Below are 18,186 nucleotides of genomic sequence, written 5' to 3' on the forward strand. Positions count from 1 at the left end.
TTATCCTCATTATATACCTGCAGTAACTATTTCTTCAACAGCTTTTGAAACAAATGGCAAGTCGTCATACTTCACTGGCTGGATGTTATTGAACTATAATAAACCGGTACAGGTTTCTTCTACTCTCGGTGGTTATCTTCCTAACAACGCTGTAGATGAATTGGCAAAAACATACTGGAGTGCAGCATCAGCAAACAAAGGCGAATACATACAAACCGATTTAGGAAATGTTTCCACAGTTAACGCAGTGCAAATAAATTATGCCGACCAGGATGTGGCGCAGGATCATTTAGGAAAAATAAATGGTGGCGAACAATATCATCAATACAAATTGTATTCATCTGTTGATGGAAAAAAATGGAATACGCTTGTACATAAAAGCAAAAACAAAACTGATGTACCGCATGATTATGTAGAATTAGAAAAACCGGTACAGGCAAGATTTATAAAATTAGAAAACATTCATATGCCCACGGGTAAGTTTGCCATCAGCGGCCTCCGTGTATTTGGCAATGGCAACGGTGCAAAACCAACTGCAGTTAAAAATTTCATTGTTTTGCGTACAGAAAAAGATAAACGTAGTGCTTTTATAAAATGGAAGCCGGTAGATAATGCTTTCGCTTATAATATTTATTACGGCACTCACCCCGACAAATTGTACACCTGCATCATGGTGCACAGCAATAACGAATACTGGATGAAGGCCATGGATTCTCAAAAAACATATTATTACAGTATAGAAGCGATAAATGAAAATGGGGTGAGTGAAAGAACAACAGTTATGAAAGTTGAATAAAATATTATTATGCAAACAAAAATTTATCCCAATTACGAAACCTTATCGGCTGCCGTTGCACAAATAATTTTTGATACCATCAAACAAAAACCATCAGCAGTAATTTGCCTGGCATCGGGTCATACACCATTATTACCCTGCCAGCTATTTGTACAAAAAGCCAACGACGAACATTTACATATTTCTGAAACCACTTTTATTGGTTTAGACGAATGGGTAGGTGTACCGCCGGAGAACGAAGGCAGCTGTCATTATTTTTTATACAACACGGTATTTAATCCGCTGGGTTTGCAGGCGGGGTTGCTGCATGTTTTTAATGCAATGGCAGATGATTTAAAAGCTGAATGCGAAACCATGGATGAAGTGATAGAGAATAACGGCGGTATAGATTTAATGATTGTCGGTATTGGCATGAACGGTCATATTGGCTTTAATGAACCGGGAGTTGCATTCACTAATTATTCTCATGTTATTGATTTAGATGAAACAACTTTATCTGTTGGACAAAAATATTTTTCTACCGAAACAAATATTTCCAAAGGCATCACCATCGGCCTGCAACATCTCATGAATGCAAAACAGGTTTTATTAATTGCCAATGGAGAAAAGAAAGCCCCCATCATTAAAAAAACAATTGAAGAAAAAGTGTCCAATCAAATTCCGGCGACTATAATGCAAACGCATAAAAATGGAATAATAATGATTGATGCTCCAGCAGGATTTCAACTCTCTAAAAATTATTTGCATGAAGTTTAGTGAAGCCTGGCTTTTACGAATTTTATATTTCTTAGTTTTTTGCTGCACCGCATCATGGCTGCCGGTAATGGCAGATTATTGTAAAAGCAAAGGTTTGAGTGGAACCGAAACCAGCCTTCTACTCAGCATTACACCGGTAATGATGTTTTTAGTACAACCCCTGTATGGTATGATGGCGGATAAATGGGGATATAAAAAAACAATGTTGTTTGCATCACTTTTTTCATCACTTAGTTACCTGGGTTATTTGTATAATGCTGGCTTCGCCTGGTTAATAGTAGTTACCATTATTATGTCTGTTTTTTACAACACTATTCAACCGGTGCTGGATAGTCTGGCATTGCTGTTATCAAAAAATAATCCCAACTTTTCTTATGGCAAGTTACGCATTGCCGGTGCAGCAGGCTGGGCTTTCACCGGCATTATCACCGGGCAGGTAATTGATGCCATCAATATCAATGTCATTTTTATCATTTCATTTATCAGCATGTTTTTGGTTTTTATTTTCAGCTTTTTTTTAAAAGAAGAAAAAGAAAAACAGGCCATAGAAACCAGTTCGTATAAAAACCTTGGAGATGTGCTGAAAAATCCTGCATTGATTTTTTTACTGTATGCTGTTTTAATTATTTCGGCAGGTACCAGCACTATCTGGTATTTTTATTCTACTTACATGAAAGAGAATGGCGCCACCGCTTCCTTGGTGGGTTATGGCATTTCATTCCAGGGTTTGTGTGAGCTGCCGTTATTTTATTTTTCTGCAAGAATAATTTTACGACTGGGATTGAAAACCACTTTATTACTCACCATCGTTGCTACTGTTATAAGATTATTATTGTACAGTGCCATTAAAAATCCTTTTGCCGCATTACCAGTTGAGTTATTGCATGGTATTTCCTGGTCGTTGTTTTGGGTAGTGTGTGTAGAGTACATTAATAAATTAGTAGATAAAAATTGGCTGGCTACCGGCCAATCATTATTGTATGTGGCGTATTATGGCATTGGTACTATTGCCGGTAATTACTGGACGGGATATTTACAAGACACTAATATGAAAGTAGCTGATATTTATTTATTGAATGCAGGTATCATTTTTATAACAGGTATTGTGGTTTGGTTTTTTATAAAAGAAAAAAAAATACTGCATGCTGGGTAATAATGTTGTGTCAGGCAGCTTATCTGAATAAAAAATGGCAGTATAAATATTTGACATCTTGGGGGTAAAATAATTTCTTTAATACATTACAATGTTAAAACCACTCCTGATCTTTTATATGCCGGGGGCAGCGTCTAAATACGGGGCATCGCATTTCAATTGACTGCCATCTCCATTAGCACTAATAACTTTACTTGGAATTTGAGTGGTAATATCGCTTTTGAAAGTGGTGAAATTTTAACTCCGGCAGACGCACAATCTTTCATTACAGGCAAATGCCTTATATAAGTCATCTAACTGCGAAAAACTACAGGCAGTATTATATCGATCGCAAAAGAAACATTGGCGACCTTAATGGGCAGGCTCCCTTTTTATGGTGTGCATCTGCTTTGTTGAGAAAATAAATATTGTTGTCATTAAATAAAAAAGTAAATTTAAAAATTACATTTAATCATTGCAATTGTTATTATGAAATTAAAGAGCTTTTTATTCGTTACAGTTTTCTTTTTTACAACTTCTATATCGGCACAACAATCCTCAGCAGGCTGGCAAAATCTTTTTAATGGAAAAGATTTAACCGGGTGGAAACGATTGGGTGGCACAGCCGATTATAAAGTGGAAGATGGAATAATTGTTGGCCGCACTGTTGTTAATTCCCGAAATACTTTTTTAGTTACCGAAAAAGAATATGGCGATTTTATTTTGGAAGCAGATGTTTGGGTGGAAGATGAAGAAGGTAATGCCGGTTTGCAAACCCGTAGCCATTTTGATGCCGCAGCTTTTAATGGCGAAGGAAAAGTGTTTGGTCGCCAATGCGAAATTGACCCAACTCCACGGCGCTGGACGGGTGGTATTTATGATGAAGGCAGAAGAGACTGGCTCTATCCAATGCAATTAAATGCACAGGCACAAAATGCTTTTAAAAAAGGTGCATACAATCATTTTAAAGTGGAGTGTATTGGTAATGAAATGAAAACATGGGTAAATGGAATTGCAACTGCTTATGTTGTTGATACTATTGATGCCAAAGGTTTTATTGGATTGCAGGTACATGGCATTAAAGATGCCAGCCATGCAGGTAAAAAAGTATGTTATAAAAATGTACGGATTAAAACAACCGGCCTGGTGCCAACTCCATTTCCTTCCAATGTATATGTTTCAAATTTTGTGGTTAATAATTTAACGGCTTACGAAAAGAAAGATGGCTGGCGATTATTATTTGATGGCAAAACAAGTAAGGGATGGAAAAGTGCAAAGGGGACCAGTTTTCCTGAAAAAGGATGGATAATAAATAACGGCACAATTGCTGTGTTGGACTCTGAAGGTAAAGAAGCAACAAATGGAGGAGATATTGTAACTGATGAACAGTTTGCTGCATTTGATCTTTCTTTTGAATTTAAATTAACACCTGGTGCCAACAGTGGTGTAAAATATTTTGTAACGCTTGCAGAAGACAGTAAGGGTTCTGCAATTGGATTAGAGTATCAGGTACTTGATGATACTTTGCATCCCGATGCAAAACTGGGCCGTGATGGCAACCGAACGTTGGCTTCTGTGTATGATATGATAAAAGCTGATAAACAAAAAAGATTTTTACGACCGACAGGTCAGTGGAATTTTGGTCGTCTAATAGTCTATCCAAACAATAAAGTGGAGCATTACCTTAATGGCGTAAAAGTTTTGGAATACATAAGGGGTTCAAAAGAATTCAGGGATTTGGTTGCTATCAGTAAGTATGTAATCTGGAAAAATTTTGGAGAAGCACCCCAGGGACATTTGCTGCTGCAGGATCATGGCAATGCCGTTTCGTACAGAAGTATTAAAATAAAAGAGTTGAAGTGGTAACTTAATGCAGGCTTAAAAATTCTTTACAATAAAAATAAAAATCTATGTCACAGTCACGCAGGCATTTTATTAAACAATCAGCTAAAGCTTCAGCAGCCCTGTATGCAGCAGCAATGGGCTTCAGTGCCAAAAGTTATGCAAAAATTATTGGTGCCAACGACCGTGTAAGAGTAGGCGTGATTGGGTATTCTGACCGGCACAGGAGTTCACACATGCCCTGTTTTATGAACCACTATAAAGAACTGAACTTTGATCTGGTGGCTGTATCAGATATCTGGAAAAAAAGAAGGGAAGAAGGCACAGCGGCATGGAAAGAAAAAATGGGCCATGATATTGTAGCCTGCCGCAACAACGAAGAAATGTATGACAAAAAATTAGTGGATGCTGTATTCATCAGCACTGCCGATTTTCAACATGCACTGCATGCTATTGAAGCGGTTAAGGCTGGCTGTGATGCTTATGTAGAGAAGCCTTTTGCCGAAACTATGGAAGATAACCGGGCTGCATTAAAAGCCATAAAAGCAACAGACAGAATTGTTCAAATAGGATCACAGCGAAGAAGCGGTGCCAACTATCATGCAGCAAATGAATTTATACGTTCAGGAAAATTTGGCCCCATTACAATGGTGGAATTAAGCTGGAATGTAAACCAACCGGGCCGCTGGCGCAGGCCTGCATTGCTCAGCCAGTTAAAAGAAGAAGATACCGACTGGAAACGTTTTTTAATGAACAGGCCTGCCGATAGTTTTGATGTAAGAAAATATTTAGAGTACCGTTTGTTCTGGCCTTATTCATCCGGTTTACCGGGGCAATGGATGAGCCACCAGATAGATACAGTGCATTGGTTTAGCGGTATTGCACACCCAAGATCGGTGGTTGCCAATGGTGGTATTTATGCATGGAAAGATGGAAGAACAAATTGGGACACCATTACTGCTGTATTTGATTACGGACCTGCTAATGATTTATCTTCCGGCTTCCAGGTTACGTTTGGTTCCCGTATGCATAATGGTGATGAAAAGCCTTCAGAAATATATTATTCTAATGGAGGCGAATTAAATCTTATCAACAATACGGTTGCTCCAAAAGGCGGTCTTTCTAAAAGATTTGCTGATGAAATGAAAATGCAGCCCAATCTTTTAACCGAACAAACTTTATCTTCTGCAGAAGCAGTAGTGGCATCTGCCAATACCGGCGGCGATAAACTAACTTCTAACCATGTACGCAACTGGATGGAATGTATCCGCAGCCGCAAACAACCCAATGCCCCGGTAGAAGCTGGGTACAGCCATTCTATTGCTACCATTATGACCAATGCTGCTGCCCGTACCGGAGCCAAGGTAACTTTTGATGAAAAAACACAGGAAGTAATGGCTAACGGTAAAGTTTTTAAATATTAATTTTATTTGATCATGAATAAAATATTTTTTCTTACCGCTGCTTTATTTTTAAGCAGTCACATTAATGCCCAAAAAATAACCGGGTTTATTATTGAAGAAAAAAAAGATAAAAATGAGGTTGAAATTTTATTCAATAATAAATTATTGACCGCTTATTGTTATTACGATTCCAGCCGAAAGCCTGTTCTTTTTCCGGTAAACACTGTAGATGGTATTACTGTTACACGTAGCTATCCTTTTAAAAATGTACCAGGCGAAAGAACAGATCATCCGCATCATACCGGTATCTGGTTTAATTACGAATCAGTGAACGGGCTTGATTTCTGGAATAATTCTACCGCTATTGAAGTTGCAAAAAGGGATCACTACGGAACAATCGTTCATCAAAAAATTATCAATAAAAAAATAAATGACAAAACTGCGTCACTTACTGCTGCAGCAAATTGGATACGGCCCGATAGTAAAGTTTTACTTAATGAACTTACTACTTTTAACTTTAGCGTAAGCAAAAATGATTTTGTAATTGACAGGATAACAACATTAACTGCCACAGACACCACTGTAATTTTTAAAGATGTAAAAGATGGCATGCTTGCCATTCGTGTGGCACGGGAATTAGAATTGCCTTCAAAAGAAAAAAGCAGCTATGTTGATGATAAAGGAAATATAACAAATGTGCCGCCATCTGGTGCAGACGTTACGGGTATGTATTACGGCAGCACAGGATTAAAAGGAGATTCAGTATGGAGCAGCAAAGGTAATTGGGTAATGCTTACAGGAAAAAAAGATGGAAAAGAAATCACCATAGGTATTACAGATCATCAGTTAAATGTGGGTTATCCCACTTACTGGCATGCAAGAGGCTATGGTTTATTTGCAGCTAATCCTTTGGGAAGAAAAGTTTTCAGCAATGGTAAAGAAGAATTAAATTTTTCGTTGCAACCGGGTAAATCGGTTACATTCCGCTACAGGATAATTATACATTCCGGTAATTTTTTAACAACCGAAGAAATGAATAAGTGGTTTACTGATTTTGGAAAAGTAAAATAAAGTACTCATAAAAGCAGTTAATAGGAAATTTATCATTTGGGTTGGTTTCAAAAATTAAAAAAGGGCAAATGATTTCTTTAATCATTTGCCCTTTTAATTAAGTGAACCGGATTGGATTCGAACCAATGACCCTCAGCTTAGAAGGCTGATGCTCTATCCAACTGAGCTACCGGTCCTCAATTGGGCTGCAAATATAAGGCAAATAAAAAAAAAGCCCATAAAAAATCCTATCAATAATAAATGTTGAAAAACATTTTTCTATATTTGTAATCTACAATTACCGAATTATGAAGTTTTAATTACACTTAAGGACTAATGGCCATTTAAAAATATGGCCTGTTTTACGACAGCCGCAATTTCCTTAAGTTGTATTCAAATTTATCTCAGGCTTCATTTTATTTTTTACTTTTCTAATTAATTATATCATGTCAGAAACAATTCTAACATCAAAAAAACTATCGATTTTTCAATTATTTAAACAGGCAGTACGTGGCGATGTAAAAGATTTTACAACCGGCAGTATTGACAGGGCTATATTTTTACTGGCTGTACCAATGATACTGGAAATGGTTTTGGAGTCTGTTTTTGCTTTAGTAGATATTTATTTTGTAAATAAAATCAGTTCGGAGGCTTCATCAACAGTTGGCTTAACTGAAGCGGCACTTACCATTTTATATTCCGTTGCATGGGGTTTAGCAATGGGTATTATGGCATTGGTAGCAAGGCGAACAGGTGAAAAAGATTTTAACGCAGCATCTGCAGTTGCAGCACAAGGTATAATAGTGGCTGTTTTCTTTTCTTTTATAATCAGCATTATTGGTTTTATTTTTCCAAAAGAAATATTAAGTTTTATGGGAGCCAGCACAAAAGTGGTGCAGGAAAACTACAGGTTTACCCAAATTATGCTTACAGGTAATATTGTAATTATGTTGCTTTTTGTAAACAATGCAATTTTCAGGGGTGCAGGCGATGCATCTATTGCTATGAGAACTTTGTTAATTGCTAATGCTATAAATATTGTGTTAGACCCTTTGTTGATTTTCGGCATTGGGCCTTTTCCAAAAATGGGCCTGTTGGGAGCCGCAGTTGCTACAACCATTGGCCGCTCAGTTGGGGTAATGTACCAGTTTTATCATCTTTTTAATGGAAAGGAAATTATAAAACTGGTAAAAAAACAATTTGTGGTAAATTTTGAAATAATCAACAGTATTTTAAAAACTTCATTTGGAGGAATGTTCCAGTTTATCATTGGCAGCTGCAGCTGGATATTTTTAGCAAGGATAATTGCAGAATCAGGCGAGTCTACTACATCCGGTTATGTAACAGCCATTCGTATTTGCATTTTCACCATACTCCCTGCATGGGGTTTAGCCAATGCAGCAGCATCATTGGTAGGGCAAAATTTGGGAGCAGGCCAACCAGACAGAGCAGAGAAATCCGTTTGGAGAACTGCATTTTTAACGTTGCTGTTTTTTGCTCTTGTATCTGTAATATTTTTCTTTTTTGGCGAAATACTTATGCGATTTTTTACCTCTGACGAAGTGGCTGTAAAAGCAGGCACTTTATGCCTTCATATTTTAGCAATAGGGTACATATTTTTTGCTTATGGAATGATAATAGTACAGGCCTTTAATGGTGCAGGAGATACTAAAACTCCTACCATTATTAATATATTTATTTATTGGGTTTTACAAATTCCGTTAGCTTATTTTATGGCAAAGTATCTTAAGATGGGCCCAACAGGTGTTTATATTGCAATAGGTATTTCTGAAACCATACTGGCAGTGGTGGGTATTATTATCTTTAAAAAAGGAAAATGGAAGCTGGTAAAAGTGTGATTTAAAGTGCAATAGAGGAGCATAAATTTTGTTGTCTATTTTCTCCTTTACATAAATTTAACATTATATTTGCTTATAGAACAACTGCTTTTATTTTACTAAACAAAAAATCATGAAACTAAAACTAACACTAATCGCCGCATTTTTTTTATTAACATCAGGTGTTTTTGCCCAGGCTAAAAAGGGGCAATTATTTGGATTACATTTTAATTTGAGCGACTTTAATGGTCCTGCAGGAATAAAAGATCCTGCTACCGGCAAAGGATACAGTCAGCTAAAAGATATGAGCAAAGGATTTTCTTTAGCATATTGGAGAGGGCTAACTTCTAAAATAGATTTATCGGTAAAAGCTAATGCTGTTTTTTACGATTACAGTGCCATTAACCAGGGTGTAACAGGTAAAACAGAAATTGGAATTGAATTAGAGCCTGCAATTAACATTCGTCCTTTTCCTGATGCCGCAAAACTTGCTCCGTTTCTTACTGCCGGAGCCGGTATAGGATTATACAATAATAAATTGGGTGGGTTTATACCAGCAGGTGGTGGTATTCAACTGAACTTTGATAATACTGCTTACCTTTTTGTTCAGGCACAATACAAATTTACATTAACAAAAAAAGTATTGGGCGACAACCTGTTTTATTCAATAGGGTTTGCTCAAAATTTTTAAACTAAAAACAACATGAAAAAAACATTCAAACTACTTTTGGCCATTGCGATTCTTTTAAGCAATGCCTTTGGACAAAAAACTTGGTCGGGGGTTAAAAAAGGTTCCCTTTTTGGCGTTCATTTTAATTTGGCCGATTTTAAAGGGCCAACTGGCTTCAAGGATCCTGTAACTGGAAAAGTGTACAGCAGTATAAGGGAAATGGATAAAGGTTTTTCTTTAGCTTACTGGAGAGGACTAACATCTAAAATTGATTTAGCTGTTAAGGCAAATGCAATGTTTCGGGATTACAGTGCCATTTATCAGGGTGTTACAGGTAAAACCGAAATAGGTATTGAGTTGGAACCAACTTTAAATATTCGCCCTTTTTCTGATGCAAGTAAAATTGCACCTTTTTTAACTGCTGGTGTGGGTGTGGGAATGTATAATGACAAATTTGGTGCCTTTGTTCCGGCAGGTGTAGGTCTTCAATTTAATATGAATAATGTTGCTTATCTTTTTCTGCAGGCACAATATAAATTTACTTTAACAGAAAAAGTATTAGGCGATAACTTATTTTACTCACTTGGTTTTGCCCAAAATATTGGCAAAGAAAAAATGATGCCGCCACCTCCGCCACCGGTGCCAGTTGTAGAAGCTCCAAAAGACAGGGATGGTGATGGTGTTACTGATGATAACGATAAATGTCCGGATGTTGCCGGTTTGGCTTCTTTACAAGGCTGCCCCGATAGAGATGGTGATGGTATTACTGATGCCGATGATAAATGCCCTGATGTAAAAGGCTTGGCAAAATATAATGGATGCCCAATACCTGATACCGATAAAGATGGTGTAAATGATGAAGAAGATAAATGTATCTCTGTACCCGGTGTTGCCCGTTACCAGGGTTGCCCAATACCTGATACTGATAAAGATGGCGTAAACGATGAAGAAGATAAATGTATTAACGAAGCAGGACCAGCATCCAACTTTGGTTGCCCTGTAATTTCGCAGGCTGTAATCGATAAAATTAATTATGCAGCTAAGAATATTTTCTTTGCAACTGGGAGCTCAAAATTATTACCAAAATCTTTCAAGTCTTTAAATGAAGTAGCAAAGATTATGGCTGATGATGCTTCGCTTAAACTTGACATTGATGGGCATACGGATAATACAGGCGATGCTGCTAAAAATCAGTCTTTATCAGAAGCAAGAGCAGCCTCAGTTAAAGCTTATTTGGTAAGCAAAGCTGTTGATGAAAGTAAAATGACATCAACAGGACATGGACAGGATATGCCTGCAGCAGATAACAAAACCGCAGCAGGACGTTCTAAAAACAGGAGAGTGGAAATGACAGCCAGAAATTATTAATTTCCAGGTTTTTCAATAAATAAAAAGTCCCTCCAAAATTTTTTTGGAGGGACTTTTTATTATCGGTTTAATTTTTTTTAGCCCATTTTATCTTCCAGCTCCATCACTTTTTCAAAAACAATTTCGTACTCAGCATTCAGTTTCTGTAATTCAAAATCGGCATTTTTATAATCCGTTTCGGCTTTCAAAAATTTAGTTTTGTCGTTATAAATTTCGGGCAGTGCTAAAGCGGCTTCCAGTTCAATTTTCTTTTTATTAAGTTGTGCTATTTTTTCTTCTAATTGTTGAAAACGATTTTTTTGTTTCTGCAATTCTTTTTTTAATTCTTTATCAATACCGGGCTGCTGGTTATTGGTTACTGGTTGATTAACTGTTTTTGATTGTTCTGTTTTAGCAACTGCTTCTTTTGTTAATTGCTTATTGCCAGTTGCCGATTGTTTACTGCCTTCGGCCTTTAACAATGCAGCATCTGATTTTTCTTTTCTTTCTTTCCAGTCTTCCCACTCTGCATAAGTACCTTTGAATTCTCTTATTTTATAATTATCAATATCCCAAATTTTATTGGCAATACGGCTTATAAAATACCTGTCGTGACTTACTAAAACAATAGTGCCTTCGTATTTATTTAATGCTTCTACCAATAAGTCAACAGAGTGTATGTCCAAGTGGTTAGTAGGTTCATCCAGCATTAAAAAATTTGCTTTGCTGGCAATTGTTTTGGCCAATGCCACCCTTGCTTTTTCGCCACCGCTTAATACTTTAATTTTCTTTTCAACAGTATCGCCGCTAAATAAAAAAGCACCTAATAAACTTCTTAATTCCAAATCAGTTTTTCCGCTACGGGCATCTTTTAATTCTTCGAGCACATCATTATTTTGATTAAGCGCTTCCAGTTGGTGCTGTGCATAAAAAGATTCATCTACATTATGCCCCCAAATTCTTTCCCCATCAAAATTTTCTGTATCAGCTATAATTCTTAATAAGGTAGATTTCCCTTTTCCATTAGCGCCAATTAAAGCAATTTTATCGCCACGGTCAATTTCTGCACCAGTATCTTCCAAAATCTTTACGCTCCCAAAACTTTTGCTTACATGTTTTAATGTAGCAATAGTTCTTCCCGGTGTTTTATCAATAGCAAAATTTATACGCATGTTGGGGCGTTCCAATTCTACATTTTCAATGCGGTCTAATTTTTCCAAGCGCTTAACAATACTTTGTGCAGCTGCAGCTTTACTGGCTTTTGCTTTAAATCTTTCTACAAACCTTTCATTTTGTCTTATATAATCCTGCTGATTTTCGTAAGCCTTTTGCTGCATATCAATCCGCAGTGCTTTCTCCTGTTCGTAATAAGTATAGTTGCCGGTATAAAAATGTAATTCTTTTTGATACAACTCAACAATTTTATTCACCATCCGGTCTAAAAAAAAGCGGTCATGCGATACAATTACAACAGCTCCGGGGTAATGTATCAAATATTTTTCCAGCCATTCAATACTCGGTAAATCAAGGTGGTTCGTCGGTTCATCCATTAGCAATACATCAGGATTCATGAGGATCATTTTTGCCAGCAGCACCCTCATACGCCAGCCTCCACTAAAATTTTTATACTGCTTTCCTAAATCTGCGTTGGCAAAACCCAGGCCTTGCAAAATTTCTTCAGTTTTATGATGGATGCTGTAACCATCCAGCACTTCCATTTCATGTAATAAGTCAGCATATTTATGTGCCAGATCTTCGTTACCGGTTTTTTCCAGTTCGTGGCCTAACTGCTCCAGTTCTTTTTCTAATTGCTTAACTCTTTCAAAAGCACCCATGGCTACTTCTAAAATAGAATCTTCGGTATCAAAACCCAGTAAATCCTGGTGTAAAAAACCAATGGTGGTTTCCCTGCCTTTTTCCACAGTTCCTTTTGCAGGGCTGTACTGGCCGGTAAGCACTTTTAATAAAGTAGATTTTCCCGTTCCATTGTAACCAATTAAACCAATACGTTCGTTGGGTTGAATATGCCATGTAGCATCTTCCACAATAGTTCTTGCACCAAATTCAAACGTTACATTTTGTAATCCTAACAGCATAAGTAATTCTGAAAGGGATGAATTCCCTTTTTTCAGGCTGCAAAAGTAAGTTAATCAGCAAACTTTTTAAAGTAATTAGTGTTATATCGTAAATTTGCCAAAAAATATACAATGAAAAAAATCCTGGCAATAGTAATTCTGGCAATAGCAGCATTTTGTACTTACTGGTTTGCTTTTAAGAGTAAAGGTGGGGGAGATAGCGGGCCAAAGCAACAGCCCCTGGCTTTAAAAAAGCATTCCGAAGAATTTAATAAAAGTATAGCGGAAACAATGAATGCCTATTTTGAAATGAAAAATGCATTTGTAGATGCGGATACAGTTAAAATTAAGCAAGCGGGTAAAAAATTTATTGTGCTGGTGGATAGCATAAAATTAGACGAACTTAAAAAAGATACAGCAGCTATTTATGAAGATGCACTTGCAAAAATTGGCGATTTAAAAGCAAATGCTGCGTCTATAATTATGCAAACAGATATTACAGAAATGCGCCACGATTTTAGCTGGGTTTCAGAAGCATTGTATCCATTTTTTAAATTAATTAATTACGAAGGCCCCAATTTATATTTTCAAAATTGCCCAATGGCATTTGGAGAAGATAAAGGCGCTAACTGGATAAGCAATACAACAGAAGTTGTAAACCCTTATTTGGGAAAAAATCATCCGGAGTTTAAAGGTACTATGCTGCATTGCGGCTCTATAAAAGATACCATTAAAACACAATAAGTATTCTTAATTTATAACTGCAGCATTACATCAGTTTTTATAAAGGAACTATGAAAATTAAATTGTTTCTCTTACTGTTAATACTGGTTCCTTTTTTTGCAAAAGCACAAAACAGGTTTACTGTTAGCGGTTTTATAAAAGATTCTTTAAATGGAGAAACACTTATTGGTGCATCCATTGCGGTACAGGAAAAAACAAAAGGTATCAGCAGCAACCAGTACGGTTTTTATTCTATTACTTTAGAAGAAGGAGAGTATATTTTTATAAGCTCCTACATTGGTTACCAGCCAAAAATTTTGCAAATAAAGTTAGATGGTAACAAGCAATTGAATTTTAATCTGCTCCCAAAAATTTCTTTATCGCAGGAAGTATTTGTTACATCAAAAAAAAGAGATGCGAATGTTAAAAATGCCCAAATGGGAAAATTTACTTTACCCATTGAGCAAATAAAATCAATCCCTGCATTTTTAGGCGAAGTAGATCTTTTAAAAACCATTCAATTATTACCGGGCATACGCAATGCAGGCGAAGGTAGTGCAGGCTTATATGTACGTGGAGGCGGCCCTGATCAAAATTTAATTTTATTAGATGATGCTCCCGTGTATAATACGGGTCACCTGTTTGGTTTCTTCTCCATCTTTAATTCTGATGCAATAAAAAATGTAACCTTAATTAAAGGAGGAATGCCGGCACAATATGGAGGTAGGCTATCGAGTGTTTTAGATATTTCGATGAAGGAAGGTAACAACCAAAAATACCAGGTGGAGGGTGGCATTGGTTTAATTGCTTCAAGATTATCAATACAGGGCCCAATAAAAAAAGATAAAGCATCATTTATTGTTTCGGCAAGAAGAACTTATATAGATGCATTGACAAAACCATTTATTAAACCCGGCAGCCAGTTTTACGGATCGGGTTATTATTTTTATGATTTAAATGCTAAAGTAAATTATAAATTTTCTGAAAAAGACAGGGTGTATTTAAGTGGATACTTTGGTCGTGATGTTTTTGATTTTGCAAACGGAAAGCAAAGTCTAAAAGTAAATATCCCCTGGGGAAATGCAACCGGTACTTTAAGATGGAACCATGTGTTTAATAAAAAATTATTTGGTAATACTACAGCCGTTTACAATGATTATAATTTTACTTTTAAAGCAGCGCAAAATAATTTTGAAATAAAATTAGCCTCGGGTATAAGAGATGTTAGCATAAAACAGGATTTTGATTTGTATCCTTTTACGGGGCATAAAATAAAATTCGGCGGCATTTTTACTTACCACAAATTTACACCTTCGGTAGTTAGTGGTAAACAGGATTCGGTGGTTTTTAATCCTAACAATGCACAAACAAAATTTGCAAACGAAGCGGCAGTTTATTTACAGGATGACTGGGAAATAAGTGATAAGATAAAAATAAATGCCGGCTTGCGTTACAGTTGGTTTCAACAAATTGGTGCTTATAAAATTTATGCAACAGATGCCAACGGAAACAGAACCGACAGTACAGTTTTTAAAAGGGGAGAAGCTGTAAAAACTTATGGAGGATTAGAGCCGAGATTAACTTTACGTTATGCTTTAAATGATGAAACTTCTTTAAAAGCATCGGTAACCAGAAACCTGCAATACATTCATTTAGTAAGCAACGCCGGTACTACTTTACCTACCGATATTTGGGTACCCAGTACTTATAAAGTAAAACCACAAATAAGTTTTTTATACGCCGCTGGGTTGTTTAAAAACTTTAAGGATAATACCTATGAAACTTCTGTAGAAGTGTATTACAAGCAAATGCAAAACCAAATTGAATACCAGGAAGGTTATACGCCCAACTCGTTAGATGACACTGAAAATTCTTTTGCTTTTGGAAAAGGATGGAGTTACGGTACTGAATTTTTTATTAACAAAGCAAGAGGTAAGCTAACCGGCTGGGTGGGTTATACTTTAAGCTGGACCTGGAGAAAATTTGCTGCACTAAACTTCGGCGAAAAGTATCCGGCTAAGTACGACAGGCGACATGATTTAAGTGTTGTGGGTATTTATGAATTAAATAAAAAATGGAAACTCTCGGCCACTTTTGTTTATGGCAGCGGCAATGCAACAACTTTGCCACAGCGTTTTTACATAGTAAACGGCATACTAACGCAGGAGTACAGCCGCATTAATGAATACCGTTTGCCTGCTTATCACCGTTTAGATTTATCTGCCATACTTACCCCAAAGAAAAACGAAAAAAGAAAATGGAAAAGCGAATGGGTGTTTAGTATTTATAATGCCTACAGCCGCCAAAATCCATACTTTGTCTATTTCGATCAAAACGGCAGTGCTTTAAATGGCACTTTATCCATCCAGGCTAAACAGGTTTCTTTATTTCCTATTATCCCGGCAGTTACCTGGAATTTTAAATTCTAAGCATAAAAAAAGCATCCCAAAATAGGGATGCAGTTTACTGTGAGAGTTCGGATTAAGAACTATTTTTAATTATCTTCCAAATGTCTGGTAAGTTTCCACTTTAGCTCCGGGAAATGCCGGATCGTTAGTTGAAGTATTTACAACCGTAAATATTTCTGAAGTAAGTGTAAGCATTTTCCAGTTATATGTTTTTGAAGGGGTAGTTGCAATTAATGAATCGCTGCCGGAAAACTTGTAAGTACCGGTATTTATTGTACTGCTGTTAAAACAGTATTGAAAATTTAAGTTGGCATCAAACTGAACAAAATTCTTTGGCTTGGGTGCCCTGTAAATGATGGTGTCCTTAGAAAAAACATTGTTGTAATAAATTCTAAGTTGTACCCTTTCTATAAACCATTCGCCAACAACCTGTTGTTCTTTGGGTTTATCCTGGCTGGTATCGGGTTTTGCACATGAAGATATAGAGAAGCTTATTACAACTATACCAATAAAAAGTACAGCAGCAGTGTAAAAGTTTTTCATCAGGTAAAAATATTGGTTTTGATAATAACGCCAATATTGCCTGATTATTGTGTACTTTTTGGTTTATGAACAAAACGTATAACACCGCTCTTTTCAAGATCACTTGCAATACGTACTTCGTACCTTCTGCCACCGTCGGTAACTACCATTAAAGCAGTATTTGGCGGTATAGATCCTAAATTTTCGGCATACATCACCAGCTCGTTTACATCTTTTTTGTCATCTGTATTTAAGTTAAGGGTAATAGCTTTGTCGCTCAGCCTTTTATGAGAAAGTATTAATTTGCCATTAAATAAAAGCGAAATAGTGTCTCCGTCTATATCGCCGTTATCGTACAGGTCAACTTTAAAAGTTTCGTTTTCTATTTCAATAGTTTTAATAAGATTGTTATTGCGTTTTTCAAAATTAATATCTGCCCTCGGCTTAATTTCAGGATTAGTTTTTACAACAGGTGGAGGCAATATTTTAGTTTCAGGATTTACTGGAGTTTTTACAACCGGCGGTATAACTGCAGTCTTGGGGCTGTCCCTTTTTACAACTGGCGGCGGGGTAACTTTATTTTTGTCTTTAAAAATATTATTTAATTTGGGATCTTGTTTTTTTTGTTGCTTATCATTACGGGCAGTAGTGTTATTAAAAAGTGGTGTATTTTTTTTAAGTACCCTACGTGATAAAACGGTTGTTCCATATCCGCAATCGCCTTCCTGGTTAGGTGCCGGCACCCAACTCCCTTCAAGCATTTGCACATCATCCTGTTTAAAATAAGTTAGCTTATGCACCTGAAAGCAGTTTCTTATGTGCACAGGCACATTTGTTTTTGTTCTTTCGGTTTCTGTTACTTCCACATAGCCACTTTTTTTATTCAGCCTGCCTTTTAATCTGCAGATGGTATAGTATCTTTTTCCCCCATCATTAAAATAAGTGTAAGAGTAACCGGTAACTTCATTACCATTGGTTTCCAGTTCCAGCACATAATCACAACGTTCGCCACCCCAGCCCATAAATGTGGTGCTGTTGTCAGTAAACTGGCCTTTCCACTGGCCTTTAAATTCCTGTGCAAAAACTGATGTAAAACACGATAGGAATAATAATAAGGGTATAATTTTTTTCATGTTACTTTAACTTTTTAGTTAGATGAATGCGGCCCGATCCGCAATTTTCTGTTTCTGTAAACCAGGTACCATGCAACACCAGTTCTTTTTTTGTTTTATAGTAGCGCAATTTCATTAATTGTAAACAGGTTACAACACCAGCTCCTGAAAAAGGTTTCAAATTTTTTGATTCTTCCAAATACAGAATATTCTTCTTTAAAAATCCGCCACTTAATATAGAAACTGCTGTATCCCTGTATGTAAATGGTTTTAAAAATGTTTTACTGGTAGCAGTAAAAACAGAATCATTTTTTTTTATAAATGTAAAACTGATTGCTGTTTCTCCTGCTGTTGATAACTCCGTAAAATAACCCTTCCATTCACCCTGCAAATCCTGGCCAAATACTATTTCGTTTAAAAATAAAAAAACACCCAACAGTAAAATTATTTTCATTATTTACAAAGATATTTTAGATTAATTTTTCCATAGCTAATAGTTCGTTAAATTTGCA

At 36.4% G+C, this 18,186-nt stretch carries 15 protein-coding genes and 1 tRNA gene; 11 read left to right on the forward strand and 5 right to left on the reverse strand.

Annotated elements, in window-relative coordinates:
- The 6 genes from ACY651_RS19315 to ACY651_RS19340 all read left to right on the forward strand — a co-directional run.
- A partial coding sequence (locus ACY651_RS19315) for a discoidin domain-containing protein (protein WP_462255147.1) occupies positions 1-796 on the forward strand: 796 nt, incomplete at its 5' end.
- A gap of 9 nt (positions 797-805) precedes the next feature.
- Positions 806-1,552 carry a 6-phosphogluconolactonase gene (locus ACY651_RS19320; RefSeq protein ID WP_462255148.1) on the forward strand — a complete coding sequence of 249 codons (747 nt, stop codon included), beginning with the start codon at positions 806-808 and terminating at the stop codon, positions 1,550-1,552.
- Complete coding sequence (locus ACY651_RS19325) at positions 1,542-2,705, forward strand: MFS transporter (RefSeq protein WP_462255149.1); 1,164 nt, start codon at positions 1,542-1,544, stop codon at positions 2,703-2,705. The genes ACY651_RS19320 and ACY651_RS19325 overlap by 11 nt, the downstream gene beginning before the upstream one ends.
- A gap of 468 nt (positions 2,706-3,173) precedes the next feature.
- Positions 3,174-4,550, forward strand: coding sequence for a 3-keto-disaccharide hydrolase (locus ACY651_RS19330; protein WP_462255150.1), 1,377 nt, complete (start codon positions 3,174-3,176; stop codon positions 4,548-4,550).
- Positions 4,551-4,594: 44 nt separating this feature from the next.
- Positions 4,595-5,950, forward strand: a complete 1,356-nt coding sequence (locus ACY651_RS19335) for a Gfo/Idh/MocA family protein (protein ID WP_462255151.1) — start codon at positions 4,595-4,597, stop codon at positions 5,948-5,950.
- Between the two features lie 12 nt (positions 5,951-5,962).
- Positions 5,963-7,000, forward strand: a complete 1,038-nt coding sequence (locus ACY651_RS19340; protein ID WP_462255152.1) for a DUF6807 domain-containing protein — start codon at positions 5,963-5,965, stop codon at positions 6,998-7,000.
- Between the two features lie 102 nt (positions 7,001-7,102).
- On the opposite strand, the gene ACY651_RS19345 is transcribed toward ACY651_RS19340, so the two are convergent.
- Positions 7,103-7,176 (reverse strand) — tRNA-Arg (locus ACY651_RS19345).
- 249 nt (positions 7,177-7,425) lie between these two features.
- Between ACY651_RS19345 and ACY651_RS19350 the strand changes: the two genes are divergently transcribed.
- The 3 genes from ACY651_RS19350 (at position 7,426) to ACY651_RS19360 (ending at position 10,855) form a co-directional block, all read left to right on the forward strand.
- Positions 7,426-8,838: an MATE family efflux transporter gene (locus ACY651_RS19350; RefSeq protein ID WP_462255153.1), complete on the forward strand. Its 1,413-nt coding sequence runs from the start codon at positions 7,426-7,428 to the stop codon at positions 8,836-8,838.
- A 112-nt stretch (positions 8,839-8,950) separates the two neighbouring features.
- Entirely contained in the window at positions 8,951-9,508 is a 558-nt protein-coding gene (locus ACY651_RS19355; protein WP_462255154.1) for a hypothetical protein, read from the forward strand.
- Between the two features lie 12 nt (positions 9,509-9,520).
- A complete protein-coding gene (locus tag ACY651_RS19360; RefSeq protein ID WP_462255155.1) occupies positions 9,521-10,855 on the forward strand; it encodes an OmpA family protein in 1,335 nt (444 codons plus the stop codon).
- Between the two features lie 77 nt (positions 10,856-10,932).
- Here ACY651_RS19360 and ACY651_RS19365 read toward each other — a convergent pair whose 3' ends face one another.
- Positions 10,933-12,930: an ABC-F family ATP-binding cassette domain-containing protein gene (locus ACY651_RS19365; protein ID WP_462255156.1), complete on the reverse strand. Its 1,998-nt coding sequence runs from the start codon at positions 12,928-12,930 to the stop codon at positions 10,933-10,935.
- 111 nt (positions 12,931-13,041) lie between these two features.
- On the opposite strand from ACY651_RS19365, the gene ACY651_RS19370 reads away from it, so the two are divergent.
- Both ACY651_RS19370 and ACY651_RS19375 read left to right on the forward strand, forming a co-directional pair.
- Positions 13,042-13,653 (forward strand): DUF3347 domain-containing protein, encoded by a 612-nt coding sequence (locus ACY651_RS19370; RefSeq protein WP_462255157.1) that lies wholly within the window; start codon positions 13,042-13,044, stop codon positions 13,651-13,653.
- A 50-nt stretch (positions 13,654-13,703) separates the two neighbouring features.
- On the forward strand, positions 13,704-16,061 hold the full coding sequence (locus tag ACY651_RS19375; RefSeq protein WP_462255158.1) for a TonB-dependent receptor: 2,358 nt from the start codon (positions 13,704-13,706) through the stop codon (positions 16,059-16,061).
- A 69-nt stretch (positions 16,062-16,130) separates the two neighbouring features.
- Here ACY651_RS19375 and ACY651_RS19380 read toward each other — a convergent pair whose 3' ends face one another.
- The 3 genes from ACY651_RS19380 to ACY651_RS19390 are packed head-to-tail and all read right to left on the reverse strand — an operon-like array spanning position 16,131 to position 18,128.
- Positions 16,131-16,583 (reverse strand): hypothetical protein, encoded by a 453-nt coding sequence (locus ACY651_RS19380; protein WP_462255159.1) that lies wholly within the window; start codon positions 16,581-16,583, stop codon positions 16,131-16,133.
- Positions 16,584-16,627: 44 nt separating this feature from the next.
- The gene (locus ACY651_RS19385) at positions 16,628-17,695 is read right to left on the reverse strand and encodes a hypothetical protein (protein WP_462255160.1); all 1,068 of its coding nucleotides are present in this window, start codon (positions 17,693-17,695) and stop codon (positions 16,628-16,630) included.
- Position 17,696: 1 nt separating this feature from the next.
- Positions 17,697-18,128, reverse strand: a complete 432-nt coding sequence (locus ACY651_RS19390; RefSeq protein WP_462255161.1) for a hypothetical protein — start codon at positions 18,126-18,128, stop codon at positions 17,697-17,699.
- Between the last annotated feature and the right edge of the window lie 58 nt (positions 18,129-18,186).

Source organism: Ferruginibacter sp. (genome assembly GCF_031391665.1).
In the GTDB taxonomy this organism is placed as follows: Bacteria; Bacteroidota; Bacteroidia; order Chitinophagales; family Chitinophagaceae; genus Ferruginibacter.